Genomic DNA, 23,261 nt, shown 5'->3' with positions numbered 1-23,261 from the left:
CCTTGTTGCGGCCATATTGCGGCCTTATTGCGACTGCATCGGGACGATGAACTGGCCCGCTACTGCCGCTATAGCCGCTACTGCCGTGCACCGCTCCACGGCCAGCGGTCGAAACGCCGCGTGTACAGCAGCGTCGCCCCCTGGAAGGTGCCGCCGTAAGCGACCACCGACCAGTAGCGCGTCAGGTTGACCGTGGCCTTGAAGGCGTTGCTGGCGGACTGCAGCCCTTGCTCATAACCGAGCACCAGCCACTGGCTCAGCGCCTTCGACACCATCACCACCTGAGGGTCGGTCAGCCCGACATCGCTGGTGCCGATCGAGAACTCATCAAGGCCGAAGGTCTGCGCAATCCGCTTGCCGCTGGCATTGCCGAGCAAGGCGAGAGCGGTCGTCATCGTGCTTTGCTGTCCCAGGTTGTTGCCCTGGTCGGTGCCGTGACCGAACAGCAGCCACGAGAGCTTTTCGTTGTCCGCCACATTCGGCTCCGACACGAGCTTGGCGACCGGCGCATCCACCGTGCCGGTCACCTGCACGCCGGCCTCGACCTGCTGGTTGCGGCGCATGGCGAGAATGTTGATGCCCGGATTCGCCACCGGTCCGTTGAAGGTGAAGAAGCCGTTTTCGATGCCGAGCTTGCGCCCGAACGCGGTGTAGGTGGACCCTTCGGTCACGCGCACGTTGCCGACCGCGCGCAGCGGCTGATCCGGTGCGCTCAGGGCGGTAATCGTGCCGGTCAGGCCGAGATCCGCGCCCTGGCCGCGGAAACGGAAATCCTTGCCGAGATCGATGTCGATGCTGGCGTGCGGTGCGAAGCGCCCCACCGGCTTGTCGGCGGCAGGCACGCCCGGCGCCGTCTCGCCGGGAACGGTGCCGTCAGGGCGCACGACCACCACATCGTCGCCGAGCTTGGGCGCAGCCTGTTCCGGCAGGTCGAACAGGGCGTGGTCGACCGTGAACTTGCCGTTGATATCCATCGCGCCGAGGTGTCCGCCATTTGCCACCGTGGCGCTGCCGGACAGCGACAGCTTGCGGTCCGGCGAAGCGAACAGTTCGAGCTTGTCGGCCACGATGCTCGCCGTCAAATCGGGCTCCGAACCGTCAAGGCGCACCTTGCCGGTGGCGCGCAGCGTGCCGCTGCCACCGTGGAATTCCACCTGCTGGAAGTCGACCAGATTCTGCGAAAGCGCGATGCGAATCACGCCGTCCTTCAACTGCACGCCCTGGTCGACCATGGTGGCCGATAGGCCGTCGCCGATCAGCGAGCCCGACAGGTTCGGCTTGGCTACCGTGCCGCCCAGCGCAAGCTTCAGCGCGAGATGCCCGTCGAGCACATAGCTGGGACCGAACAGGCCGCCCGTCGTTTTCAGCGAGGGCACGTTGGCGGTCACATTGCCGGTGAGCGGCGCCTCCTCGTTGATGCCGAGCACGCCGTCGGTCATCGCCAGCATGGTGTGGGCGTCGGCGTCGATCACGCCGATCCGGCTCGCCTGCGCATGCACGGTGGCATTCACGCGATTGCCGGCGCTGAAATCGGCGCGCGCTCCCAGATCGGTCACACCCAGCGACGCGAGTCCGCTGCCGATCTCAACCGTCACGTCACCGCCGCGGCGCTTGAGCTGGATATGGCCGCTCGCGGTGTTGCCGAGCGCGAAATCCCAGTCGCCGTCGAACACCAGATCGGTTTTGACGGGCGGCGGCTGGCCGGTAATCTCCTGCTGCAGCGCGAGCAGGCGAGCGAGCGAGATATTGGTCAACGAACCGGTCGACTGGATGCGTCCGTGATCCAGCGCGAACGACTTCAGGTCGAGCACCGCGCCTTCCAGCGTGAGGCGGGTCGCGCCGAGCGTGACGTGGTTCGGCGCGGCGCTCACTGTGAGCGGCGTTTCGAGATTGAGCGCCGGGGTGCCGCGGTTCTGCAGTTGCGTCACGGTGCCGTCCCAGCGGGTGCCTTCGCGGGTGTCGGACAGGCGTCCGTTGGCCGCGAGCGTGACATCGAGCGGGCGCTGATAGACCTTGCCGACCGCCTGCGCTTCGAACGTGTGTTTGGCGCGGGTGCCGTTCAGGTGCGCGCTCAGCGTCGCGAGTTCGACGCCTTCGGCGCTCAGGTCGCGGGCATCGGTGGTGAAGACCATCGCGCCGTTCGCGCCATCGCGCAGTTCGGCGTGGCCTTCCGCATGGCCGAGGCGGTTGGCGCCGAACACGATGCTATCGGCCTTGTAGTTCAGCACGACATTCGGATGCGCGAACGATCCGGTCACGTCGCCATCGGCGGCCATCGCGCCCGCGAGGCCAAAGCCAAGCCGCTCGAGTTCCGGCGCGTCGACACGAAAGCGCAGCCGGTCGCCCGGCGCGCCGAAGCTGCCTTGCAGATCGACCTGGTTGCCGGCCACCGAGAGGCTCGCCCGGCTCGGCAGAATCCGCGAACCGGCCAGTTGGATCGTGCCGCCGCCCGTCAACGGCAAGCCGTCGTAGACGCTTTCGCCGAGCTTGAAGTCGGCCTTGGTCGTGAAGGTGGGGCCGAGAACGCCGGCCGCGTTCAGCGTGCCGTTCACGCGCGCCTCGATCCTGCTCGCCGCAGCCGGGGTGGTTCGTTTTGTTGCCGCGGACTTCGTCTCGGCATGTGGCCTGGCGTTCGCCGTGGCGCTCTTGGTTTGGTCTTTAGGTGCGCTTTTTGTTGCACTTCCCGGTGCGCTGGCGGGAGTCCGCGAAGGCATCTGCGAGGTGAGTCCGAGGGGATCGAAATCGGTCAGTTGCGCCTTGAGGTTGTAAGTGGAGTTCGCATCGTGCTTGATCGCGCCGGACAGGTCGATGCGGCCCCGGCCCGAGGTGATGCGCACGTCGTTAAAGCTCGTGCGCGCCGGGTCGAAAATCACCTTGCCCTGTGCACGCAGGCCCGCCTTCGGGTCGGCCAGATCGAGCGTGATGCTCTGCACATCGTCGTTCAGGCGAAGACCGATCGGTCCGGCGAGCTGAGTGGGCCGCACGCTCGCTTCCAGCGCATTCAGGTCGAGACCGGCCACCTGCAGATCGAGCTTGCCGTGCTTGCCGGACAGCGAGCCCGCCCCCGTCACCGTGGCGCTCTTGACGAGGCGCAGGTTCAGATTCGAGATGCTCTGGGCGTGGGCGTCGAGCCGCACATCGGCATGCGCGTCGATGAGCGGCAGCAGATGCTCGTCGATGGCGCCGGGCTTCGCATTGACGATCGACACCTGGCCTGCCACCACGAAGCCAGCGGCAGGCTTTGCGAGCACCGGTGCAGCTTCATGCGAGGCCGGTACCGCCACACCCGCCCCCTCCCCCACCACCGGCTGCAACTCCGCCCGCACGGCCAGATCGGCAAGCGGCGCGCCCGGTGCGAACGCTTGCGGATTCACGTGATCGAAAGTCAGCGTGGCGCGTTGCAGCGGCACCTCCGAAAACGGCGTCGCCTCGACGCGCGCGTGACCGGCAAGCTTCATGCCGCTCGCATCGAGCTCGGCGACCAGCGTTTCGAGCGTACCGCTCAAATGGCCGCCCACCTGCACCGGCTCCTCGTTGACCTTGCCGGCATAACCGATGTCGCCAGTGAGCGCGAACGGCCGCACGCCGTCGAGCTTGGCTGCCGCCGTCACGGCGCCGAACGGCGTGTCGAGACGCTCGATCGCGGCCTCGTGATGCACACCATCGCTGCGGCCATGAAACAGGAAGTGCGAAAACTCTGTAGTCGAACCGCCTTCGTGCAGCAGCAGCGTGCCGACCTGCAGATCGCGCACTTCCAGTTGCATGGGCAGGCGCAAGTCGTGCGGCAAGCTCATCGGCCCGCTGCTCGGCGCCCCTGACGAGCCGATGCGCGCGTCGATCGTGCCGATATGCAGATAGTCGACCGCAAAACGCCACGGCCGGCTCGTCAGCGCCCAGCGTCCGTCGATGGTGTCGATCTTGATATCGGTGCCGCTGCCATCGAAACTGCGCCACTCGAGCTGGCGCAAGCGCAAACCAGTGGCCAGCGCGCCGCCTTCCAGCTTGCCGGAGAGCCGGCCGCCGAGCAGCTTGACGGCGCCTTGCCACGCGTAGGCGGTGCCGCGCTCGGTCACCACCGCGCCATACAAAAGCCCGACTGCGAGCGCGACGAGCAGCACCGGCACGCCCATCGCCCATGCGAGCGCCTTCCACAGCCGCCGCCCGCGGCGCGCGGGAGGAGGCGTGTCAGGACCGCCCGGCGTAGCGTCACCGGGCGTCTGCGAAGGCGGGTTGGCGGAAGCGTCCGTCGTCATACTCGAACCATGCGAATCAGGTCAAAAATAAGCTCAAAAAATCAGAAGGCGATGCCCAGCGTCAGGTAAGGCCGCACGTCCCTGTTGCGAATTCCATACGCGAGGTCGACGTTCACCGGGCCGACCGGACTGCGCCAGCGCGCGCCGAAGCCCACGCCGGGGTAAAACACTTTCTCGTGCCACGTGTCGGTGGCAGTGCCGATGTCGAAGAACACCGCGCCCCCCCAGTCGTGGTTGAACCAGTGCTGATATTCAGTCGTGCCGGTCATCAGGTACTTGGTGGGCAGTATCGAGCCGTCGACGTTGTTACCGATGCTCTGATAGCCGTAGCCCCGCACCGAGTTCGAGCCGCCCGCGCGGAACAGCAGCGAAGCCGGGATACCGCTCGAGCTGCCGGCCGTGAACACGCCGCCCAGTTCAGCGCGGAACAGAAGCAGGTCTTCCTTGCCGATCGGAAAGTACTGCTGGCCACGCGCATAGGCGCGGCCGAAGGTTTGATCGGTCGCCACGCCCTTGATCGCGAAGCCCGCCTCGAGGTGCACCAGGTTGCCGGAGCGCGGGAACAGCGGGTCGTCCGTATTGCGGCGGGTCCACGACCACGCCGGCACCAGGGCGCGGCTGGTGGTCGGACCGACGGCGTTCTGGTCGAGCCGGTCCTGGTAGTAGAGGATCGAGTAGCCGTAGTCGAGAAACTGCGAGGTGCGGGTGGTCTGCACCCCGGCGCGGATACTGTAGATGCGCGTGTCCGACACGTCGGTGGTCGTATAGGACGCCAGCACGCTGTTGGTCCAGGCGCGCCGCCACGGCGGCATCGAAAGCTGGATCTGGCCGAACTGTTCGATCTGGTCGATCCGTCCGCCCACCGAGAACGGCCAGGCCGCGCCGAAGGTGTTCAGGTAGGCGTAATTGCCCTGCAACTGCGGACCGGTGTCGGTCGCATAACCCACCCCGCCGCGGATGCTGTTGTACGGGTACTCGCTGACCTTCACGCGCACCGGCGTCTCGATGGGCTTGCTGGGGTCGTTGGCGACGTCGATGGCGACGCTCGCGTAGTAAGGCGTGTTCTGCAACTGACGCTGCAATTCCGCGACACGCTGCACGTCGTAGATCGCACCGACCGAAATCGGGTTCACGTTGTCGACGATCTGCTCGGGATAGCGCCGCGTGCCGGACACTTCGAGCTTGCCCATCGTGAAGGTCGGCCCGCTATCGAAGGTGACGGAGAGCTTCGCCTCGTGCGTACGCGGATCGATACGCGCCTCGGAATGGGCGATCTTCGCGGCCACATAGCGGCGCGCCTGCAGCGCCTTGAGCGCGGCATTCTTGGCATCGTCCCAGCCTGCCTGCGAGAACGGATCGCCCTGATGCAGCGAAAAGGCGAAGCGGGTGGCATTCTGCTGGCCCGGGTCTTCGGTCAGCACCGGCCCCCTGAACGACAGGTCGACCGCTGAAATGGTGGTTTGCGGACCGGGATCGACGCTCACGGTGACACGCTTCTTGCCGTCGATGGTACGTACATCGGTGCGCACCACCGGCGAGAAATAGCCCGCCGTGGCGGTCAGGTCGCGCACCTGCTGCGGGGTAGCGGTAACGAGAAAGCCGAACTGGTCGTCGCTGATATCGTCGCGCTTGGCGAAGCGGGCAATATCCAGATGCTCCTCAAGGAGCTTGCGCACGGCGCGCGGCGAGGCCTCGATATCGACCTTATACGCCGCGCGTGCCTCTGTTGCGGTCAATGCCAGCCAGACCAGGCCGAACGCGAGCCATGCACGCAGCATCCGCGTCGCACCGGGCGCGCTGCACGCGAGCCGCCCCTGCCGCACACCCGGTTTGCCATGCCGCACACGCGACGGTTCGATCGCACAACCCGCCAAACAGGACCTCCGCGGCCGTTGTTGATGAATGATTCCGCTTGCCGGCTGCTGCAGCGCCGGCAAGCTCGCTATTTGACCACATTGAGGCCGCCCCGCCATCATCTTGAAATTGGCGCGCAAGGGCCTGCCTGCGCCCTGCGCGGCTCGGAGTCGGCCGGCGGGCCGATGTTCCGCGCGTTTTTCGCCCGCGGGCGGCGCTTGCGGTAAAATTGCGCTCGACACGCGCGACGGCCTCGCCGGCCGCCGCCACTTCCCTATCACGGACGTTGAGCCATGTATCAATCGGACATCACGCAATTCCTGAATCAGCTGAAGCAACAAAAGCCCAATCTGGAGGCGGAACAGCGCCGTGGCCGCTCGCTGCTGTGGGACAAGCAGCCGATCGACCTCGAAGAACGCGCTGAGCAGCAAGCCTCGCGCGTGCAACAGACCGCCTACCAGTACTACCAGAACTTCTAGGCGTGAGCACCGCCGACGAGGCCCGCGCCGCAAAGGCGCAGCCCGACGCTGCGCTCGCCGCGCCCGCGACCGATTCGACGCCCGACACCGTCGACGGTATTGCCTTCGCGCGCCTGTACGGCGAGCCGCTCTTCAAGCTGCCGACAGACCTGTACATCCCGCCGGACGCACTCGAAGTCTTCCTCGAAACGTTCGAAGGCCCGCTGGACCTGCTGCTGTACCTGATCCGCAAGCAGAACTTCAACGTGCTCGACATCCCCATGGCGGATGTCACCACGCAGTATCTCGGCTATGTCGAGCAGTTGCGGCGGACCAATCTGGAACTCGCCTCCGAATATCTGCTGATGGCGGCCATGCTGATCGAGATCAAGTCGCGCATGCTGCTGCCGGTCAAGAAGGCCGACACCGGCGAAGAAGCCGAAGACCCGCGCGCCGAACTCGTGCGGCGCCTGCTCGAATACGAGCAGATGAAGCTCGCCGCGCAGCGCATCGACCACTTGCCGCAACTGGGCCGCGACTTCCTGCGCGCCGACGTCTATATCGAGCAAAGCATCACGCCCCGTTTCCCGGACGTGAACAGCGAAGACCTGCGCGCCGCATGGGCGGACGTGATCAAGCGCGCCAAGCTCGTGCAGCACCACAGGATTTCGCGTGAAGAGCTGTCCGTGCGCGAACATATGAGCGTGATCCTGCGCCGCCTGCAGAATGCGCGCTTCATGGAATTCTCGGAGCTGTTCGACGTCTCGCGCGGCGTGCCGGTGGTGGTGGTCAACTTCATTGCCATGCTGGAACTGTCGCGCGAATCGCTGATCGAGATCACCCAGGCCGAACCGTTCGCGCCGATCTACGTGCGGCTCGCTTATTTGCCGGCCTGAGCTGCCCTCCCGGGTTACCAGCCTGAACTGCCGGTTTGAGCGCACGCTAGAGGCACGCCTCGTTTCGGTGCGCCCAGGTCACAAATCCACTACAATCCCGCGCTCCGAACCAGTCATCACCGGGACGGGAGCCTGACGGGCCAAATGGGGCGGCATGCACCATTTCTGTGCCCGCCGAGGCCCCGCACCGCGCGAGGAAAACACCGTCCGATCATGAAAGTCATCAGCTCGATCCACGAATTGCGCGACCAGTTGCGCGGCCAGAACCGCACTGCGTTCGTCCCGACGATGGGCAATCTGCACGAGGGCCATCTTTCGTTGATGCGCCTCGCGCGCCAGCACGGCGACCCGGTGGTGGCGAGCATTTTCGTCAACCGTTTGCAATTCGGGCCGAACGAGGATTTCGACAAGTATCCGCGCACGCTCGAAGCCGATATCGAGAAGCTGCAAAAGGAAAACGTCTACGTGCTGTTCGCGCCGACCGAGCGCGACCTGTATCCGGAGCCGCAGGAATACCGCGTGCATCCGCCGCACGATCTGGGCGACATCCTCGAAGGCGAGTTCCGCCCGGGCTTCTTCCAGGGCGTGTGTACGGTGGTGATGAAGCTGATGTCGTGCGTCCAGCCGCGCGTCGCGGTGTTCGGCAAGAAGGACTACCAGCAGTTGATGATCGTGCGGCAGATGTGCCAGCAGTTCGCGTTGCCGACCGAAATCGTCGCCGCCGAAACCGTGCGCGACACCGACGGCCTCGCACTCAGCTCGCGCAACCGCTACCTGCAGGCGGCCGAGCGCGCCGAAGCGCCGAAACTCGCGGCCGAGCTGAACCGGGTGCGTGACGCCGTACTGGCCGGCAATCGCGATTTCGCGGCCATCGAGCGCGAAGCCATGGCCGCGCTCGCCGCTCGCGGCTGGCAGCCCGACTACATCGCCGTGCGCAAGCGCTCGAACCTGCTGCCGCCCACCGCGCAGGACACCGACGCACCGCTCGTCGTGCTTGCCGCGGCCAAGCTGGGCGCCACGCGCCTCATCGACAACCTCGAAATCTGACGCTCCTGACCGGTCAGGAGCGCGCCACAACACCCCAAACACCCCAAAAAAGGACTCATAGGGAACGGTCATGCAACGCCACATGCTGAAATCGAAGATTCATCGCGTCGCCGTCACGCACTGCGAGCTGCACTACGAAGGCTCGTGCGCGATCGACGAGGATCTGCTGGAAGCCGCGAATATCGTCGAGAACGAACGCATCGACATCTGGAATATCAATAACGGCGAGCGCTTCTCGACCTACGCGATCAAGGGTGAGCGCGGCAGCGGCATGATTTCGCTGAACGGCTCGGCGGCGCGGCGTGCACAACTGGGCGATCTGGTGATCATCGCGGCATTTGCGACGGTGGAAGAGGCCGAGCTGAAGGCAGGCTGGAAACCGGATCTGGTGTTCGTCGACGATAACAACAAGATCAAGGGCAGCCGCGACCACGTGCCGACCCAGAGCTGGACCTGAAAACCTGAGGCGCGGTGGGGCGCCGGCCAGACAGGCGGCTCACCCGAAACCGCATGAAGCGCCGCCGCACGTCATGGGGCGGCGCCCGCTGTCCCGCTTAAGCCTTAGGCTTGCGTTCGAGCCAGTCGATGATCGGCTGCCACTGCTCCAGATCCTTTTCGACCCGGCTCTTCGCCACATCCCACAGCGTCAGGCCGTGCGCGGCTAGCTGCACATAGTTCTGCGTGTCACGCAGGAAGCCCAGTACCGGCAGCTTCAGTCCCTCGACAAAGCGGTGCAGTTGCTCGGCCGAGCGCGTGCGCGCATCCACCCGCATGCCCACCACGCCGATTTCGATGTTTCCCTTTCGCACCGCCTTCTCTTTGGCGAGCCGCTCGAGAAATTCCTGAGTGGCGAGAATATCGAACAGCGACGGCTGGAGCGGCACGATCACCTTGTCCGCCAGATCCAGCGCAATGCCGAGCCGGTTGCCATGCAGCCCCGCCGGCGTATCGATTACGGCGTGCTCCAGCCCTTTGGGCGGCTTCACGGGCGTTTCCTGGTCCACTTCCCAGACTTCGATCGGCGGCAGCGTGGCGGGCCGCAGTTCGAGCCACGCGTGGGCCGAATGCTGCTTGTCCAGATCCGCCAGCGCGACCCACTCGCCTGCCGCCGCGAAATAGCCGGCCAGATTGGTCGATAGCGTGCTCTTACCCACGCCGCCCTTCGGATTGGCCACCACGATTACCGTCATGAATACTCCCGGGAAGATGGCTGGCGCCGCCAGCCGGTTTGCCGCCTCTAGTCTGATATTGCGTCGACCGTGTCGATCCAGCCGTTGATAATATCGACAAATCTGGCCGGGTCGAAGCCCTGAAGGGGCTTTTGGAGCGCCATTCTTACAAAAAGGAGCGAAATATCATGAGCAAACTACGCGCGGACTGCACAATCGACGCCCTTCAGAAGCGCCAGCAAGGCACCTTGCCGGAACTGCTGGGTGTGCGTGTGGTTGCGCTCGAACAGGGTTCGCTGACGGCGGAGCTGACCGTGCGGCGCGAGTTGCTGGCGCCCAATGGCTTTCTGCATGCAGCCACCGTGATCGGTCTGGCCGACACCGCGTGCGGCTACGCGTGTATCGCCCATCTTCCGGAGACGGCACGCAGTTTCACGACAATCGAGCTGAAGAGCAATTTTCTCGGCACTTGCGTCGAAGGGACGATTCGCGCGGTCGCCAAGGGCGTGCATCTGGGACGGACCACGCAAGTATGGGACGCCACCGTGTTCGATCCGAACGGCAAGACGATTGCGCTGTTCCGGTGTACGCAGATGGTGCTGGTGTGAGGGTTGGGGGCGAAGCGCTGTAGATTGGACAGCGGTTGCTGTCTAAAATACAGCGTTGTCCGGTAATTCCGAAATGAATATGAAAGAAAACGGATATCCGTCAGGACTCGATGAAGCTAAAGATCCAAAAGTGCGGGAATAATCTTGCATTGCGCATTCCCGCCGTCTACTTGCGCCACCTCGGCATCCGGCAAGGCGACCAGTTAAGAGCGAATCTGACGGTTGACGGCAGTATTTATATCCGCGCGGCAGGCTGGGACCGCAAAGCTTTTGCCCGGGAATTGGAAGAGACCCGCCGGTCCATGCCCATGACGATGTCCGTCATCGAAGAATTGCGGCCGGCAGCACGTTGGTAAAGCGACAAGCCCCTTCGGCACACGTCCGCAGGGGTTTTCAATCTCAGATACGCGCCGACTCTTACCTCAAGCCGCCACCGCCCGCGGCGCCTTCGCCCCGCTCAGCGCGCCCACACCACCGCCCAGCAGCGACTGCACCACCAGCGTCACCGCCCAGAAGGCCGGATATTCCCAGCCACCGTTCGGCGAGGCGAAACCCCAGCCGTTATGCAGGTGAGCCGACATCGCGCCGAGCATGAACGGCAGCAGCACCAGCGCAACCCAGCGAACCTGCACGCCGAGCAGCAGTGCGATCCCGCCCGCCAGTTCGACAAAAGCCGTCAGATAACCAAGCCAGCCCGGCAAACCAAGCGATTCAAAGAAGTGCGCCGTACCCGGCAGTGTGAAAACAAAAATCTTCTGCAGGCTGTGCGCGAGATACAAGACGCCTAGCGCAACGCGCAGGAGCGTGGCGGCAAAATCGGCCGAACGGTTCGAGTTCATCAAGAGTCCTTGTCAGTTGGAGGGACGACGCCCGCGCGCCGCCGATAGACCGGACTGTATTCGAACCATGGAATGAGAAAAACCGCCATTCCGGCTTAGATTATTTCCTGGCAGGAATGAATCAGCCACCATTCCGGCCGGTTTGGCAAGTCCAAGAATCAACCGATCGCCGCAAACAGCCTCGTCAGGTCGAGATGCTCGGCCAACGTATCGGCAAGCCGGTCCAGCGAGGCTTCACGCAGCGCCGGGTAGTCGATCGTCCCGGCATCGCTCAAGCCGGCCCATTCCAGCAGCGCGGCACAAGCCGAAGGCGTATCGAACAGACTGTGCACGTAGGTAGCGAGGATTTGCCCATCCGGCGATAGCGCCCCGTCCGGCCGCTCTCCGCCCTCCGGCGAGACCAGTCGCAACGCCGGCGCAGCGAGCGCCGGGCCTTCGGTTTCGCCCATATGAATCTCGTAACCGGCCGCATCCGCCGCACCCGGCAACGCTAGCCAACCCGTCACGTTCTTGAGTGTCTTCTCGCGCGTCAAGGTGGTCGAATAATCGAGCCAGCCGAGCCCCGCGACGCTTCCCGGCGCCCCTTCGACGCCATGCGGATCGGCCACTTCGCGCCCGAGCATCTGCATGCCGCCGCAAATGCCGATCACCTTGCCGCCGTAGCGCAAATGACGCTGCAGCACCTGATCCCAACCCTGCGCGCGCAGAAACGCCAGATCGCCCTGCACGTTCTTCGAGCCTGGCAGGATGATCAAGTCGGCGGGCGGGGGCGGCGTGCCGCTGCGCACGTAGTGAAAATCCACCTGCGGATGGGCACGCAGCGCGTCGAAATCGGTGTGGTTGCTGATATGCGGCAGCACCGGCACGACCACGCGCAAGGCCGTGCGCGCCTCGGCGCCGGCCGCCTGCGCGGCGCGCAGTTCGCGCGGCAGCATGTCTTCGGCATCGAGCGTGAGGCCGTGCAGATACGGCACCACGCCGAGCACCGGTTTGCCGGTCCGCGCTTCGAGCCAGTCGAGTCCAGGCTTGAGCAGGCTGATATCCCCGCGAAACCGGTTGATGATGAAACCGCGCACGCGTGCCTGCTCGCTCGCCGACAAACAGGCCAGCGTGCCGGTCAGATGGGCGAACACGCCGCCGCGATCAATATCCGCCACCAGCACGACCGGACAATCCACCGCTTCGGCAAAACCCATGTTGGCGATATCGCGCTCGCGCAGGTTGATCTCGGCGGGACTGCCCGCCCCTTCCACGAAGATCGTGTCGTAGCCCGCCTGCAGGCGCGCGTATGACGCCAGCACGGCTTCGAAGGCGACCGGTTTGTAGTCGTGATAAGCGCGGGCATCGAGATTCATGCGCGCCTTGCCGTGGATGATCACCTGGGCGCCGCGGTCGCTGGTTGGCTTGAGCAGCACCGGGTTCAGATCGGTGTGGGCTGCGATGCCCGCCGCCAACGCCTGCAAGGCCTGGGCGCGGCCGATCTCGCCGCCGTCGATGGTCACCGCGCTGTTGAGCGCCATGTTCTGCGGCTTGAACGGCGCGACCCGCACGCCGGCGCGCCGCGCGAGGCGGCACAGGCCGGCGACCAGTGTGCTCTTGCCCGCATCGGAGGTGGTCCCCTGGATCATCAGCGTGCCGCGCGGCACGCGTACCGGGTCAGGGACGCGCCCGCCCTCAGGCAAATTTGAAGTCTCTACCGTCGTCATGAAACGCAAGGCCGGGCCGGTTGATCGAAGCCGGCATTATCCCATTGCCCCGGTACAATCACGCGATGACTCCCCGCGACCTCACCTTCGTTCTCGGCGGCGCCCGCTCCGGCAAGAGCCTGCACGCCGAACAGCTTGCGAGCGACAGCACGCGGCCCGTCACCTATATCGCCACGGCGCAGCGCGGGGACGACGAGGAATTCGCCACACGCATCGCCCATCATCGGGCGCGGCGGCCGGCACACTGGCAATTGCTCGAAGCCTCGGTGGACCTCGCCGGCGCCGTCGCGCAAGCGGACGCGCCCGGCCATTGCATCCTGATCGACTGCCTGACGCTGTGGCTCGCCAACCTGCTGTGCCCGCCGGAAGGCACAGCACCCAGCGACGGCTACCTCGCGCGCTTCGCCGCGTTCGAGGCTGCGCTCGGCGCGGCCCAGGGCAAGATCATCGTCGTCAGCAACGAGATCGGCCTGGGCGTTGTGCCGCTCGGTGCGGCGACGCGCCTGTACGTCGACGAACTCGGGCGTCTCAACCAGCGCATCGCCGCATTGAGCACCCAGGTCACGATGATGGTCGCGGGCCTGCCGCTGGCACTCAAGTCCGCGAGCCGCTAGTCATGCTGTCCTTGCCCTTGATCGCCACCCTGGCGACGGCCGGCGTCGCAGTTGACCGCTGGTTCGGCGAGCCACGCACCGCTCATCCTCTGGTCGGCTTCGGCAAACTCGCCATGTTGATCGAAGCACGCCTGAACACCGGACAGCGCGGACGCCTGCTCGGCATCGCCGCATGGGCGCTCGCCGTGCTGCCGCCGGTGCTGATCGCCGCGTGGCTGGTTGCCACGCTGCCGTTCCTGCTGGCCTGCGCCGTGCATGTCCTGCTGCTGTGGTTCGCGCTCGGCGCGCGCAGCCTCAACGATCACATTGCGCCGATCGCCCGCGCGCTCGCCCAGCGCAATCTCGCCGAAGCGCGACTGCTGACAGCGCGCATCGTCTCGCGCGAGACGGCCCATGCCGACGAGGCCGCGCTCGCGCGCGCCGCGATCGAATCGGCGCTCGAAAACGGCAACGATGCGATCTTCGGCGCGCTGTTCTGGTTCGCCATAGCGGGTGGTCCGGGTGCGCTGGCGTTTCGCCTCGCCAATACGCTCGACGCCATGTGGGGCTATCGGACGCCGCGTTATCTGCGCTTCGGCTGGGCCGCCGCCCGCTTCGACGACGTGCTGAACTGGATTCCCGCCCGCCTGACGGCGGCAAGTTACGCGCTGCTCGGCGACACGCGCACCGCGTGGCGCTGCTGGCGCGAGCAGGCGCCCCGCTGGGATAGCCCCAACGCGGGGCCGGTCATGGCATCCGGCGCCGGCAGCCTGAACGTGCTGCTTGGCGGCGCGGCGGTGTATCACGGCGCCATCGAAACGCGCCCCACGCTAGGCGCCGGACAAACCGCCAGCACGACGCATATCGTCGCGGCGCTGCAGTTGGTGGAACGCACGGTGATCCTGTGGCTCGCAGCGCTCATCGTGCTCGCCTTGTTGAGCGTCCCGTTCCATGGCTGATCCCATCGTCCACGGCGGCAACCTGCATGAAGCGGCGCAGCGCTACGGTATTCCCTACGCGCAGTGGCTCGACCTCTCGACCGGTATCAATCCGCACGGCTATCCGGTGCCGCCGATGCCCGCCGAGGCCTGGCGCCGCCTGCCCGACGAGGGTGACGGTTTTGCCGCGTGCGCTGCGGGCTACTACGGCGCACCCACTACGCAGCATGTGCTGCCGGTTGCAGGCAGCCAGGCGGCGATCCGCACGCTGCCTTTGCTGTTGCCGCGTGCGACCATCGCCATCGCCCCACTCACCTATAGCGAATATGCGCCTGCGTTCGAACGGGCCGGTCATCGGATCGCGCCGCTCGACGTGGCATGCGACGTGCTGCCCGACGACGTCACGCACGCAGTTGTCGTCAATCCGAACAACCCGACTGCGGATCATCTGGGCGCCGAAAGACTTCTGCAATGGCACGCGCAACTGGCGAAGCGCGGCGGCACGCTGGTGGTCGACGAGGCGTTTGCCGATGCGCTGCCTACGGCATCGCTGACTGGCTACACAGATCGCCCGGGGCTAGTCGTGCTGCGTTCGCCGGGTAAGTTCTTCGGCCTCGCCGGCGTGCGCGCAGGTTTCGTGCTGGGCGACCCGGCGTTGCTCGACGGCCTGCGCGAGAGACTCGGTGCATGGACTGTCAGCGGTCCCGCTCGCCATGCCGTGAGCGCAGCGTTCAAGGATCTCGCATGGCAAACCCGGATGCGGACCCAGCTTGAAGCCGACAGCGCGCGCCTGAACGAACTGTTGCAAGCGCAACGATTTTCGCTGCACAGTACGCCACTGTTTGCGTGGACCGACGATCCGCGCGCCGCCGCGTTACATCATCAACTGGCCTTGCGCGGCATCTGGACACGCTTGTTTGCCGCCCCGGCAAGCGTGCGTTTCGGGCTGCCCGGGTCCGAGCTGGAATGGCAGCGCTTCGGGCAAGGTCTGCGCGAAAGCATGAGCGCCCTGCGTGCTGCACAACCTGGCTGAGGCGAAGTTCACCTCCCAACCGCCCTCTACCAGCCTCTACCGCCCACCCACTCGTCGCCCAGCCCCATGACCCGACTCTCACGTTTCGTCTCGCTGATCTGCGCCACGCTCGTCGCCTGCATTTTGGCGCCGTCCGCACAGGCCACAGTCAGCGCGACCGACGACACCGGCGCTACCGTCACGCTCGCCGCTCCGGCGCAACGCGTGATCAGCCTTGCGCCGCACGTGACCGAGCTGATCTACGCAGCGGGCGGCGGCGCAAAGCTGGTGGGAGCCGTGTCGTACAGCGACTATCCGCCCGCAGCAAGGCAAGTGCCGCGCGTGGGCGACAACAAGGCGCTCGACCTCGAGCGCATCGTCGCGCTGAAGCCGGATCTGATCGTGGTCTGGCGGCACGGCAATGCGCAGTCGCAACTTGAACGCTTGCGCGAATTGCACATCCCGCTCTTCTTTAGCGAACCGCATCAACTCGATGACGTCGCCGTGACTCTGACCCGGCTCGGCACGCTGCTCGGCACGCCGGACACCGCAGATGCCGCCGCGAAGTCATACCGCGAGGACATCGCGCGGCTGCGCGCACGCTATGCGGACCGGCCGCCTGTCAGCGTGTTCTATCAGGTATGGGATCAGCCGTTGATGACGCTCAACGGTACGCATATGGTCAGCGACGTGATCACGCTATGCGGCGGCCGCAATGTGTTTGCGAAGCTCGCACCGCTGGTGCCGACAGTCTCGACCGAGGCGGTGCTGGCGGCCAATCCCGAGGCGATCGTGACGGCATCGGCGGGCGCCACCCAGCCCGATGCGCCGCTCGCCAAGCTCGACGCATGGCGCGCCTGGCCGAACCTCACGGCGGTGGCGCGCAGCAACCTGTTCGCGATTGACGGCGATCTGATCGACCGTCCCGCGCCACGGATCGCGCAAGGCGCAGCACAGTTGTGTGAGGACCTGGAAGTAGCGCGCTCGCGCAGACCGGCCGGTGCACAGTGAGGGCGAGGGGCACGCCAGGCTCACATCAAGCGCAGTTGAAACCAGCCGGCCGCGCCAGCCGCTCAGGCATTCCATCGCACCAGCGACCAGACTTGCCGCTCATCGTCACGCCGCAGCCACACCACACCGGCCATCTCGAGCGACCACTGGGTCGCGCGCGCCACCGGCACGCCGAGCAGCAGCGCGGCGATCACCCGTATCACGCCGGCATGCGTCACCACATACGCCGGCGAGCATTCGCGTGTCTGCGCAAACGCGTCGAGCCACGCCTGCACCCTGGCCGCAAACTGCGCGACGCTCTCGCCGCCATGGGCACGGGCGTGATCGAAATTCGCCGCCCATTCATCGAGCAGGGCGCGATCGATCGCGTCCCAGCGCTGTTGCTCCCATGCGCCGAAATCCATTTCCTTCAGGCGCTCGTCGAGACTGTGGGCGCAACCGAAACTCCCCGCCAGCGCCGCAGCCACCGAGGCACAGCGCAGCAACGGACTCGCCAGCAGCACGCGCGGCGGCGGCACCTGCAAGGTAGCAAGGCGCATGGCAAGCGCCGTCGCTGACTCCTCGGGGTCGGCGGCAAGCGCGACATCACTGTGCCCATAACAGACACCCGCTTCGACAGCGACCGCCGGATGACGAATCAGGACGAGATCCATGCCAGCCCCAACAGATAGACAGCCAGTTCGAAGATCTGCTGTGCAAAGCCCAGGCAATCTCCGGTATAGCCGCCAATGCGTCTGAGGAAATAGCGGCCCATGGCCAACCGAAGCACAACTAGCAGCATGAGCGCCGCGCAGCCAAAACGCCAGTCCGGCCAGAACAGCGCCGGCAGACCGAACAGCGCCGCCAGCGCAAACGCCGCGCCGCTAAGGCGTTGCGCGACCGGCTTGGCCTTGCCTTCGGCGCGCACGTAATCGAGCGTGACCAGATAGCTGATGGCAGCCGTGCGGCTCGCGGCGTGCGCCGCAATCATCAGTCCCGCGGCGCGCAGCGGCGGCAGGGCCGCAAGCGTCTGCCACTTCAGCGCCAACGCAATCATCAGCGCAATCGCGCCGAACGCACCGATGCGCGAGTCATGCATGATGCGCAGCACGTCCTCGCGCGTATAGGCGCCACCGAACGCATCACAGCAATCCGCCAGGCCGTCCTCATGAAACGCACCGGTGACGAGCAAGGTAGCAGCCATCGACAACAGCACCGCCACGCCCGGCGGAAACACATGCAAGGCCGCCAGATAAACGAGCGCAGCAAGGCCGCCCACCAGCACCCCAACGAGCGGGAAATAGCGCGCCGCGGCATTCAGATAGTGCGGCTCATAGCCGACCCAGCGCGGCACCGGCACGCGGGTGAAATAGCCGAGCGCCGTGAAGAAGTAGCGCAACTCCATCAGCGGATTCATCGGCGTGCGGCGCCTGTGAGCTGACCTGCGAGCCGACCCGCGAGCCGACCTGTGACCCGGCCTGCGAGCCGCTTAAGCATCGCGATCCGCGACCCCGGCCGATTCGAAGCTGGCCATCTCGTTGAGGAACGCCGCTGCCGCGCGCAGCAAGGGCACCGCCAGTGCTGCACCGGTGCCTTCGCCGAGGCGCATGTCGAGCGCGAGCAGCGGGATGCCGCCGAAATGGTCGAGCATGCGGCGATGCCCGGCCTCATTCGAAGCATGCGCGAACACGCAGTATTCCCGCACGTTCGGCTCCAGCGTGTCGGCCACCAGCAGCGCGGAGGTGGCGATAAAGCCGTCGACGAGAATCGTCATGCGTGCCTCGGCTGCGGCGAGATAGGCGCCGGCCATCATGGCGATTTCGAATCCGCCGAAGGTTGCGAGCACAACCAGCGGATCGGCACTGGGTGCGTGATGCGCCAGGGCCGTGGCCAGCACATTGCGTTTCTTCGCGAGCCCGGCATTGTCGAGACCCGTGCCGCGTCCGACGCATTCGTCGATCGGCACGCCGCACAACCGGCTCATCAGACACGCGGCCGCCGACGTATTGGCAATCCCCATCTCGCCAAAGCCGATCACGTTGGTGCCGAGCGCCGCATGGCGACGCACGCGCTCTGCCCCGGCGCGCATCGCGGCGAGCGCCTGGTCGCGCGTCATGGCAGGTTCATGGGCGAAATTACGCGTGCCCGCGGCAACCGGAATATCGACCAGCCCCTCGGTCGCCGGCAACGGCGTCGCAATGCCCGCGTTGACCACTTCGAGCGTCATATCGGCCACGCGGCTCAGCGCATTGATAGCCGCCCCGCCCGCCAGAAAATTTGCCACCATCTGCGCGGTCACGGCCTGCGGATATGGGCTCACGCCTTCCGCGGCAATGCCATGATCGCCCGCAAAGACGATCATGGCCGGACGCTGCACCGTGGGACGAGTCGTCCGCTGGATCATGCCCATCTGCCGCGCCAGCGTTTCGAGCCGCCCGAGGCTGCCAGGCGGCTTGGTTTTCGTATCGATCAGATGCTGCAGGGTATTGCGCAGCGTCTGATCAAGCGGTTCGACAACGGGCAAAGCAAGTGACGAAGTCATAGATGTTCGAGTGAAAGAAAGAGTCTGCAGCGTGCTTCATGAAGACGGCCCTGCCGCCTCGCCCTGCGCGGTCTGCGGCCGCGGCGCGGGGATCAGCGCTTCGTGGCCGCCATCCTGCAGGAGGATCAGCGGATAGCCGAAGGCACGGCTCGCCAGCGTCGGCGTCAACACTTCGCGCACCGGACCTGCGAATGCGGAGCCTGCGCCATCCAGCAGCAGCGCATGAGTTGCAAAACGCCGCGCGAGGTTCAGGTCGTGGCACGAAAACACTACTGTACGCTTCGGCTCGACCGCCCAACCAGTCAATGCCTCAAGGCAGCCGATCTGGTGATGCAGGTCGAGATGCGACAACGGTTCGTCGAGCAGCAAAAGCGGCGCCTCCTGGCATAGCACGGCGGCGAGCGCCACGCGTTGCCGCTCGCCGCCCGAGAGCGACAACACATCACGCGTGGCAAACGCGCTCAGGCCAAGCAGGTCGAGCGCGGCATGCGCAGCGGCGCGATCAGCCGGGCGCTCCCATCCCCATCCTGTGAGGTGCGGAAAGCGGTTCAGCATCACAATGTCGAGTACGCTCGCGCTGAAAGCGTCGTGTGCGCTTTGCGGCATCAGCGCACGGCGGCGCGCCAGCGATGCGGAAGGCCAGTCCGGCACACGCACGCCGTCCAGTTCCACGTGGCCCGCCGCGGGCAGCAAGAGCCCGGCCAGCGCCGAGATCAAGGTGGTCTTGCCCGCGCCGTTCGGCCCGGCGATGCACCAGACCTCGCCCGGATAGAACGTGTGCGTGAAACGATCGAGCAGCGTGCGCGCGCCCGCGCGCAGCGTCAGGTGCTGCACGCTCAGCGTGGCGGGCGGGGTAATCGAGTCATGCGTCACCCCCGGTAGCGTGCGTGTCGTCATCGCGGTCTGCGCAAGAGCATCCACAGGAACACCGGCACGCCGATCAGCGCCGTGATCACGCCCACCGGTAATTGTGCGGGCGCAACCACCGTGCGCGCGACAAGGTCTGCGCCCATCACCGCCACGCCGCCGCCGAGCGCGGCGGCCGGCAACAGCATGCGCTGATCGTTGCCAAACGCAAGCCGCAAGGCGTGCGGCACCACCAGGCCCACGAAGCCGATCGTGCCACCCGTTGTCACGGCTGCCGCGGCTGCGAGCGAGGCGACCAGATAGACCCGCAACCGCAGACGCATGACGGAAACGCCCAGCGCCTGGGCCGCGGCATCGCCGCGCAACAGTACGTTGAGCTGCGGCGCGGCAGGCACGATCGCCACCAGCACGGCCGCGAGCGCCGCGAGCGCGAGCCACGGAACACCGACGCCGTTCAGATCGCCGGTCAGCCAGAACAGCATGCCGCGCAAGCGGTTATCCGGCGCGAGCGTCAACAGCAAGGTGATCAGCGCGCCCCATCCGGCCGCGATCACCGCCCCGGTCAACAGCAGACGCGGCGAGGTGTCCTGCGGCTCGCCACGCCACAATTCACGGCGCGCGAGACCCAGCACCAGCAGAATCGACACGAAGGCACCGGCGAACGCACTCGCATCGACGAGCCACCACGCGCAACCGGCCATCATCGCAAGCAACGCGAGACTCGCGGCCCCGCCGGATACGCCCAGCACATACGGCTCGGCCAGCGGATTGCGCAGCAACACCTGCAGCAGCGCACCGGCCACCGCCAGCAACGCGCCGCATGCAAAACCGGCCAACGCACGCGGCAGACGCAGTGAACGCACAATCTCGCCAGCGAGATCAGCGGGCGCGCCGCCATGCCCAGGCAGCGGCAGCAGCGCGGCCAACACACGGGCCGGCGCAAGCGGCACACTGCCGAGCGCCAGCGACGCGATCAGCACGGCGAGCGCCAGCACCGCGAGCACGCACCAGATCGCCGCGGCGCGCTTCGCGTGCATGAGCGGCAGACGGCGCACCGGACGCACGGACAGGCGATTCATCTGTGCAGCCCCGGCACGGCGAGCCCGGCGCCATTGATGCTGCCCCGCCAGCAGGACGCGGGTGCCGCGACGCGGCAGGTTGTAGGTATAGGCCAGCTCATAGTGTTCGACAGACTCTGGATTTTTGCGGCCGTGAACAACGACATCCTGACGTGGTAGCGCGCGCAACGAGTCCGAATAGCTCGCGGTGGTTATTATCTGGCGTTCGGGGGAGATTCAGGCAATAGCCCAGATAGTAACTGTTTGCCCCGTCGCGGCAGGGATAGGAGTCGTGGCGCCGCGCTTCGCCTTCCCACGGCACGCCCGCAATGGCACACTCGCGGCTTCGCATTTGAGCCACACGCCAGCCTTGTCTGCATGACGAAGCACCTGCTTAACGATGCGCGGGCAGCACAGGTTAGCTTTGCCCGGCGGGCGCCGCTCCCTGTTTCCCGCTTTTCATTGCAGAAGATATAGGAAAAACGCGTGCCGGCGCCAAAGTGCGGCAAGTTTAGGAGCGGTGGGAGAACCCGTCAAGAAAGGTCAAGCAGGTCAGTTTTCGTGCGCTTGCACACTGATCGACGCGCGATTGAGGGGTACGTTCCAGCCGTTTCGGCTGCGGAAGTCTGCACAAAGCGATGCTGTTACGTCTCGAAACGAGACAATTATCGGAACCTGCGACATTCCGCGCTAAAATGCCATGTCTTTAGAGGACGCAGCACATGCTCACCGAACTCGAAACACTTTCACAGAATATCGGCAGGCTGATTGCGATCAGCCAGCGTCATAACGAAGCGCGTCAGGCACTCGAAACACAGCTCGTGCAAGTGCGCGCCGAGGCCGAGGCAACCCGTGCCGAACTCGCACAGATGCGCGACGAGCGCGACGCGCTGCAAGCGGAACGCGATGCACTGTCGGCCAAGATCGACGACGCTCAGGTGCGCCTGAATGCGATCCTCGAAAAATTGCCGCGTGCACGGGCGCAGAACGAGCCGGACAATCAGCTCGACCTGCTCGCCGCTGAGCCACAGGAAGAAGAGGCCGGTAACGCCGTCACCCGCCACGGAGAAAACGCATGACCACCAAGCAGATCGAAGTATCGATTCTCGGCCAGCCCTATCGTCTCGCCTGCTCGCCGGAAACCGAAGCTGCGTTGCTGGAAGCGGTGGCACGCGTGGATGCCGAGATGTCGAAGATCCGCGCGCACAGCAATGTGCGCGGCGTCGATCGCATCGCAGTGATGGCTGCGTTGTCGCTGGCATCGGAACTGCTTAAGCTGCAAGCGAGCGTGCGACACGGCGAAGCATTTCCCGCAGAGGAAATCCGGCGTACAATGCACCAGATGAATGAGCAGCTAGGTACTGTGATTCAACAGTACAGCATGCAGTAAAAAGGTTTAGAGTAGCGGTACGATCAATTTTGAATTCACGCTCAGTGACTCACTCTGTGAGCGGTCCCGCCTCATAAGATTCACGAAGGGATCATCAAGCGCTTGAATTCAATCAGTTTAGCTTCCCTGCCTGGTTCGCCAAGGTCATATATTCCTTGAACCAATGCCATGTGCACGGTTGCGGAAATTTGTAGCACGGGTGTGCGCGTCACTCTGTCTGATGTACCCGAAGTGCTGCTAACTGCGACCAATTCTGAACCTCAGGTTCAGGATGCCGGCCTAGCGGCTAAGGCGGGGACCTTATCAAACGGCATCGGACTGGAGTCCGGTGCCGTTTTTCTTTGGCCCATGCTTTTGAGTTGACGTTTTTGCGTCTACACTGCGTCTACGCTTTTAGGCCCTGATTTACGGCGTTTTCTCTTTCTTTTCAACGTTCAATTCGATTCATGCGCTACTGGCTAATGAAGTCCGAACCGGACGAAGCAAGCATCGACCATCTCGCCGAGGCACCGCAACACATCTTGCCGTGGACCGGCGTGCGCAACTATCAGGCACGCAACTTCATGCGCGACATGATGCAAATCGGCGACGGGGTCCTCTTCTATCATTCGAGCTGCCCCGAGCCTGGCATCGCCGGCCTCGCCGAAGTGGTGTCGACGCCCTACCCCGACCCCACGCAGTTCGACGCGAAAAGCCCTTACTACGATCCGAAATCGTCGCCTGAGTCGCCGCGCTGGGTGCTCGTCGACGTCGTGTTCAAGAAGAAAATCCCGTTGATTCCGCTTGCCGCGCTACGCGAGCATGACGAACTCGCGGACATGCGCGTGCTCGCCAAAGGCAACCGGCTGTCGATCACACCGGTTAGCGAAGCCGAGTGGCGCTTCATCACCAGGCGCCTTGCGTAACGGTATAACCGCGTAACCGGGTGCGGTGCGCCGGACAAGCTGCAGCCATAGCGGGGCCACGCCGCGGCGTTGAGCATGCACTCGCTCGTGTGACCTCGCGTCGCAGCAAGCCAATTGTCAAATTGGGGAACCAAGG

At 65.2% G+C, this 23,261-nt stretch carries 23 protein-coding genes and 1 other RNA gene; 14 read left to right on the top strand and 10 right to left on the bottom strand.

Annotated features, from left to right (window positions below; all coding sequences use genetic code 11):
- Nucleotides 1-77: 77 nt before the first annotated feature.
- Nucleotides 78-4,253: a translocation/assembly module TamB domain-containing protein gene (locus FFS45_RS27720; protein ID WP_137957831.1), complete on the bottom strand. Its 4,176-nt coding sequence runs from the start codon at nucleotides 4,251-4,253 to the stop codon at nucleotides 78-80.
- 41 nt (nucleotides 4,254-4,294) lie between these two features.
- Nucleotides 4,295-6,127 carry an autotransporter assembly complex family protein gene (locus FFS45_RS27715; protein ID WP_249362957.1) on the bottom strand — a complete coding sequence of 611 codons (1,833 nt, stop codon included), beginning with the start codon at nucleotides 6,125-6,127 and terminating at the stop codon, nucleotides 4,295-4,297.
- A 273-nt stretch (nucleotides 6,128-6,400) separates the two neighbouring features.
- Here FFS45_RS27715 and FFS45_RS27710 point away from each other — a divergent pair, with 273 nt between their 5' ends.
- The 4 genes from FFS45_RS27710 to panD all read left to right on the top strand — a co-directional run bounded on the left by FFS45_RS27710 (nucleotide 6,401) and on the right by panD (nucleotide 8,965).
- Nucleotides 6,401-6,586 (top strand): DUF3460 family protein, encoded by a 186-nt coding sequence (locus tag FFS45_RS27710; RefSeq protein ID WP_090686922.1) that lies wholly within the window; start codon nucleotides 6,401-6,403, stop codon nucleotides 6,584-6,586.
- A 2-nt stretch (nucleotides 6,587-6,588) separates the two neighbouring features.
- Nucleotides 6,589-7,461, top strand: coding sequence for a ScpA family protein (locus FFS45_RS27705; RefSeq protein WP_137957830.1), 873 nt, complete (start codon nucleotides 6,589-6,591; stop codon nucleotides 7,459-7,461).
- 213 nt (nucleotides 7,462-7,674) lie between these two features.
- The gene (gene panC / locus FFS45_RS27700; protein WP_137957829.1) at nucleotides 7,675-8,508 is read left to right on the top strand and encodes a pantoate--beta-alanine ligase; all 834 of its coding nucleotides are present in this window, start codon (nucleotides 7,675-7,677) and stop codon (nucleotides 8,506-8,508) included.
- A 70-nt stretch (nucleotides 8,509-8,578) separates the two neighbouring features.
- On the top strand, nucleotides 8,579-8,965 hold the full coding sequence (gene panD, locus FFS45_RS27695) for an aspartate 1-decarboxylase (RefSeq protein WP_137957828.1): 387 nt from the start codon (nucleotides 8,579-8,581) through the stop codon (nucleotides 8,963-8,965).
- Nucleotides 8,966-9,062: 97 nt separating this feature from the next.
- On the opposite strand, the gene FFS45_RS27690 is transcribed toward panD, so the two are convergent.
- Nucleotides 9,063-9,698, bottom strand: coding sequence for a ParA family protein (locus FFS45_RS27690; protein WP_137957827.1), 636 nt, complete (start codon nucleotides 9,696-9,698; stop codon nucleotides 9,063-9,065).
- A 167-nt stretch (nucleotides 9,699-9,865) separates the two neighbouring features.
- On the opposite strand from FFS45_RS27690, the gene FFS45_RS27685 reads away from it, so the two are divergent.
- On the top strand, nucleotides 9,866-10,285 hold the full coding sequence (locus FFS45_RS27685) for a PaaI family thioesterase (RefSeq protein WP_137957826.1): 420 nt from the start codon (nucleotides 9,866-9,868) through the stop codon (nucleotides 10,283-10,285).
- 110 nt (nucleotides 10,286-10,395) lie between these two features.
- Entirely contained in the window at nucleotides 10,396-10,641 is a 246-nt protein-coding gene (locus FFS45_RS27680) for an AbrB/MazE/SpoVT family DNA-binding domain-containing protein (protein WP_137957825.1), read from the top strand.
- 66 nt (nucleotides 10,642-10,707) lie between these two features.
- On the opposite strand, the gene FFS45_RS27675 is transcribed toward FFS45_RS27680, so the two are convergent.
- Both FFS45_RS27675 and FFS45_RS27670 read right to left on the bottom strand, forming a co-directional pair.
- The gene (locus FFS45_RS27675; RefSeq protein WP_137957824.1) at nucleotides 10,708-11,124 is read right to left on the bottom strand and encodes a DoxX family protein; all 417 of its coding nucleotides are present in this window, start codon (nucleotides 11,122-11,124) and stop codon (nucleotides 10,708-10,710) included.
- A gap of 158 nt (nucleotides 11,125-11,282) precedes the next feature.
- Nucleotides 11,283-12,830, bottom strand: a complete 1,548-nt coding sequence (locus tag FFS45_RS27670) for a cobyric acid synthase (protein ID WP_249362956.1) — start codon at nucleotides 12,828-12,830, stop codon at nucleotides 11,283-11,285.
- 65 nt (nucleotides 12,831-12,895) lie between these two features.
- On the opposite strand from FFS45_RS27670, the gene cobU reads away from it, so the two are divergent.
- From cobU to FFS45_RS27650, 4 genes are all read left to right on the top strand, one after another.
- Complete coding sequence (cobU, locus tag FFS45_RS27665; RefSeq protein ID WP_137957823.1) at nucleotides 12,896-13,444, top strand: bifunctional adenosylcobinamide kinase/adenosylcobinamide-phosphate guanylyltransferase; 549 nt, start codon at nucleotides 12,896-12,898, stop codon at nucleotides 13,442-13,444.
- Between the two features lie 2 nt (nucleotides 13,445-13,446).
- Nucleotides 13,447-14,382 (top strand): adenosylcobinamide-phosphate synthase CbiB, encoded by a 936-nt coding sequence (gene cbiB, locus FFS45_RS27660; RefSeq protein ID WP_137957822.1) that lies wholly within the window; start codon nucleotides 13,447-13,449, stop codon nucleotides 14,380-14,382.
- Entirely contained in the window at nucleotides 14,375-15,394 is a 1,020-nt protein-coding gene (gene cobD, locus FFS45_RS27655; protein ID WP_137957821.1) for a threonine-phosphate decarboxylase CobD, read from the top strand. The genes cbiB and cobD overlap by 8 nt, the downstream gene beginning before the upstream one ends.
- Before the next feature lie 66 nt (nucleotides 15,395-15,460).
- Nucleotides 15,461-16,384, top strand: a complete 924-nt coding sequence (locus FFS45_RS27650) for a cobalamin-binding protein (RefSeq protein ID WP_137957820.1) — start codon at nucleotides 15,461-15,463, stop codon at nucleotides 16,382-16,384.
- A gap of 62 nt (nucleotides 16,385-16,446) precedes the next feature.
- Here FFS45_RS27650 and cobC read toward each other — a convergent pair whose 3' ends face one another.
- The 5 genes from cobC to FFS45_RS27625 all read right to left on the bottom strand — a co-directional run bounded on the left by cobC (nucleotide 16,447) and on the right by FFS45_RS27625 (nucleotide 20,851).
- The gene (gene cobC, locus FFS45_RS27645) at nucleotides 16,447-17,037 is read right to left on the bottom strand and encodes an alpha-ribazole phosphatase (RefSeq protein WP_137957819.1); all 591 of its coding nucleotides are present in this window, start codon (nucleotides 17,035-17,037) and stop codon (nucleotides 16,447-16,449) included.
- Complete coding sequence (locus FFS45_RS27640; RefSeq protein ID WP_137957818.1) at nucleotides 17,022-17,780, bottom strand: adenosylcobinamide-GDP ribazoletransferase; 759 nt, start codon at nucleotides 17,778-17,780, stop codon at nucleotides 17,022-17,024. The genes cobC and FFS45_RS27640 overlap by 16 nt, the downstream gene beginning before the upstream one ends.
- A 72-nt stretch (nucleotides 17,781-17,852) precedes the next feature.
- The gene (cobT, locus tag FFS45_RS27635; protein ID WP_137957817.1) at nucleotides 17,853-18,905 is read right to left on the bottom strand and encodes a nicotinate-nucleotide--dimethylbenzimidazole phosphoribosyltransferase; all 1,053 of its coding nucleotides are present in this window, start codon (nucleotides 18,903-18,905) and stop codon (nucleotides 17,853-17,855) included.
- Between the two features lie 36 nt (nucleotides 18,906-18,941).
- A complete protein-coding gene (locus FFS45_RS27630; protein WP_137957816.1) occupies nucleotides 18,942-19,802 on the bottom strand; it encodes an ABC transporter ATP-binding protein in 861 nt (286 codons plus the stop codon).
- Nucleotides 19,799-20,851, bottom strand: a complete 1,053-nt coding sequence (locus FFS45_RS27625) for an iron ABC transporter permease (protein ID WP_137957815.1) — start codon at nucleotides 20,849-20,851, stop codon at nucleotides 19,799-19,801. The genes FFS45_RS27630 and FFS45_RS27625 overlap by 4 nt, the downstream gene beginning before the upstream one ends.
- Nucleotides 20,852-21,552: 701 nt before the next feature.
- Between FFS45_RS27625 and FFS45_RS27620 the strand changes: the two genes are divergently transcribed.
- The 4 genes from FFS45_RS27620 (at nucleotide 21,553) to FFS45_RS27605 (ending at nucleotide 23,125) form a co-directional block, all read left to right on the top strand.
- Nucleotides 21,553-21,909 (top strand): ATPase, encoded by a 357-nt coding sequence (locus FFS45_RS27620; RefSeq protein WP_137957814.1) that lies wholly within the window; start codon nucleotides 21,553-21,555, stop codon nucleotides 21,907-21,909.
- The gene (locus FFS45_RS27615) at nucleotides 21,906-22,220 is read left to right on the top strand and encodes a cell division protein ZapA (RefSeq protein WP_074302088.1); all 315 of its coding nucleotides are present in this window, start codon (nucleotides 21,906-21,908) and stop codon (nucleotides 22,218-22,220) included. Before FFS45_RS27620 ends, FFS45_RS27615 begins: the two co-directional genes overlap by 4 nt.
- Before the next feature lie 120 nt (nucleotides 22,221-22,340).
- Nucleotides 22,341-22,522, top strand: a non-coding RNA gene (ssrS, locus tag FFS45_RS27610) — 6S RNA.
- A gap of 144 nt (nucleotides 22,523-22,666) precedes the next feature.
- Nucleotides 22,667-23,125: an EVE domain-containing protein gene (locus FFS45_RS27605; RefSeq protein WP_137957813.1), complete on the top strand. Its 459-nt coding sequence runs from the start codon at nucleotides 22,667-22,669 to the stop codon at nucleotides 23,123-23,125.
- Nucleotides 23,126-23,261: the final 136 nt, after the last annotated feature.

The organism is Burkholderia sp. 4M9327F10, assembly GCF_005503145.1.
Classification (GTDB): Bacteria; Pseudomonadota; Gammaproteobacteria; order Burkholderiales; family Burkholderiaceae; genus Paraburkholderia.
This window is presented reverse-complemented; position numbering and strand designations above follow the sequence as displayed.

Coding starts and splice junctions, on each gene's coding strand:
- FFS45_RS27605 (WP_137957813.1), top strand. CDS start 22,667: ATGCGCTACTGGCTAATGAAGTCCGAACCGGACGAAGCAAGCATCGAC.
- cbiB (WP_137957822.1), top strand. CDS start 13,447: ATGCTGTCCTTGCCCTTGATCGCCACCCTGGCGACGGCCGGCGTCGCA.
- FFS45_RS27680 (WP_137957825.1), top strand. CDS start 10,396: ATGAAGCTAAAGATCCAAAAGTGCGGGAATAATCTTGCATTGCGCATT.
- FFS45_RS27720 (WP_137957831.1), bottom strand. CDS start 4,253: ATGACGACGGACGCTTCCGCCAACCCGCCTTCGCAGACGCCCGGTGAC.
- cobC (WP_137957819.1), bottom strand. CDS start 17,037: ATGGATCTCGTCCTGATTCGTCATCCGGCGGTCGCTGTCGAAGCGGGT.
- FFS45_RS27640 (WP_137957818.1), bottom strand. CDS start 17,780: ATGAATCCGCTGATGGAGTTGCGCTACTTCTTCACGGCGCTCGGCTAT.
- FFS45_RS27670 (WP_249362956.1), bottom strand. CDS start 12,830: ATGACGACGGTAGAGACTTCAAATTTGCCTGAGGGCGGGCGCGTCCCT.
- FFS45_RS27615 (WP_074302088.1), top strand. CDS start 21,906: ATGACCACCAAGCAGATCGAAGTATCGATTCTCGGCCAGCCCTATCGT.
- cobU (WP_137957823.1), top strand. CDS start 12,896: ATGACTCCCCGCGACCTCACCTTCGTTCTCGGCGGCGCCCGCTCCGGC.
- FFS45_RS27675 (WP_137957824.1), bottom strand. CDS start 11,124: ATGAACTCGAACCGTTCGGCCGATTTTGCCGCCACGCTCCTGCGCGTT.
- cobT (WP_137957817.1), bottom strand. CDS start 18,905: ATGACTTCGTCACTTGCTTTGCCCGTTGTCGAACCGCTTGATCAGACG.
- FFS45_RS27710 (WP_090686922.1), top strand. CDS start 6,401: ATGTATCAATCGGACATCACGCAATTCCTGAATCAGCTGAAGCAACAA.
- FFS45_RS27685 (WP_137957826.1), top strand. CDS start 9,866: ATGAGCAAACTACGCGCGGACTGCACAATCGACGCCCTTCAGAAGCGC.
- FFS45_RS27690 (WP_137957827.1), bottom strand. CDS start 9,698: ATGACGGTAATCGTGGTGGCCAATCCGAAGGGCGGCGTGGGTAAGAGC.
- FFS45_RS27625 (WP_137957815.1), bottom strand. CDS start 20,851: ATGAATCGCCTGTCCGTGCGTCCGGTGCGCCGTCTGCCGCTCATGCAC.
- panC (WP_137957829.1), top strand. CDS start 7,675: ATGAAAGTCATCAGCTCGATCCACGAATTGCGCGACCAGTTGCGCGGC.
- FFS45_RS27650 (WP_137957820.1), top strand. CDS start 15,461: ATGACCCGACTCTCACGTTTCGTCTCGCTGATCTGCGCCACGCTCGTC.
- FFS45_RS27630 (WP_137957816.1), bottom strand. CDS start 19,802: ATGACGACACGCACGCTACCGGGGGTGACGCATGACTCGATTACCCCG.
- panD (WP_137957828.1), top strand. CDS start 8,579: ATGCAACGCCACATGCTGAAATCGAAGATTCATCGCGTCGCCGTCACG.
- cobD (WP_137957821.1), top strand. CDS start 14,375: ATGGCTGATCCCATCGTCCACGGCGGCAACCTGCATGAAGCGGCGCAG.
- FFS45_RS27620 (WP_137957814.1), top strand. CDS start 21,553: ATGCTCACCGAACTCGAAACACTTTCACAGAATATCGGCAGGCTGATT.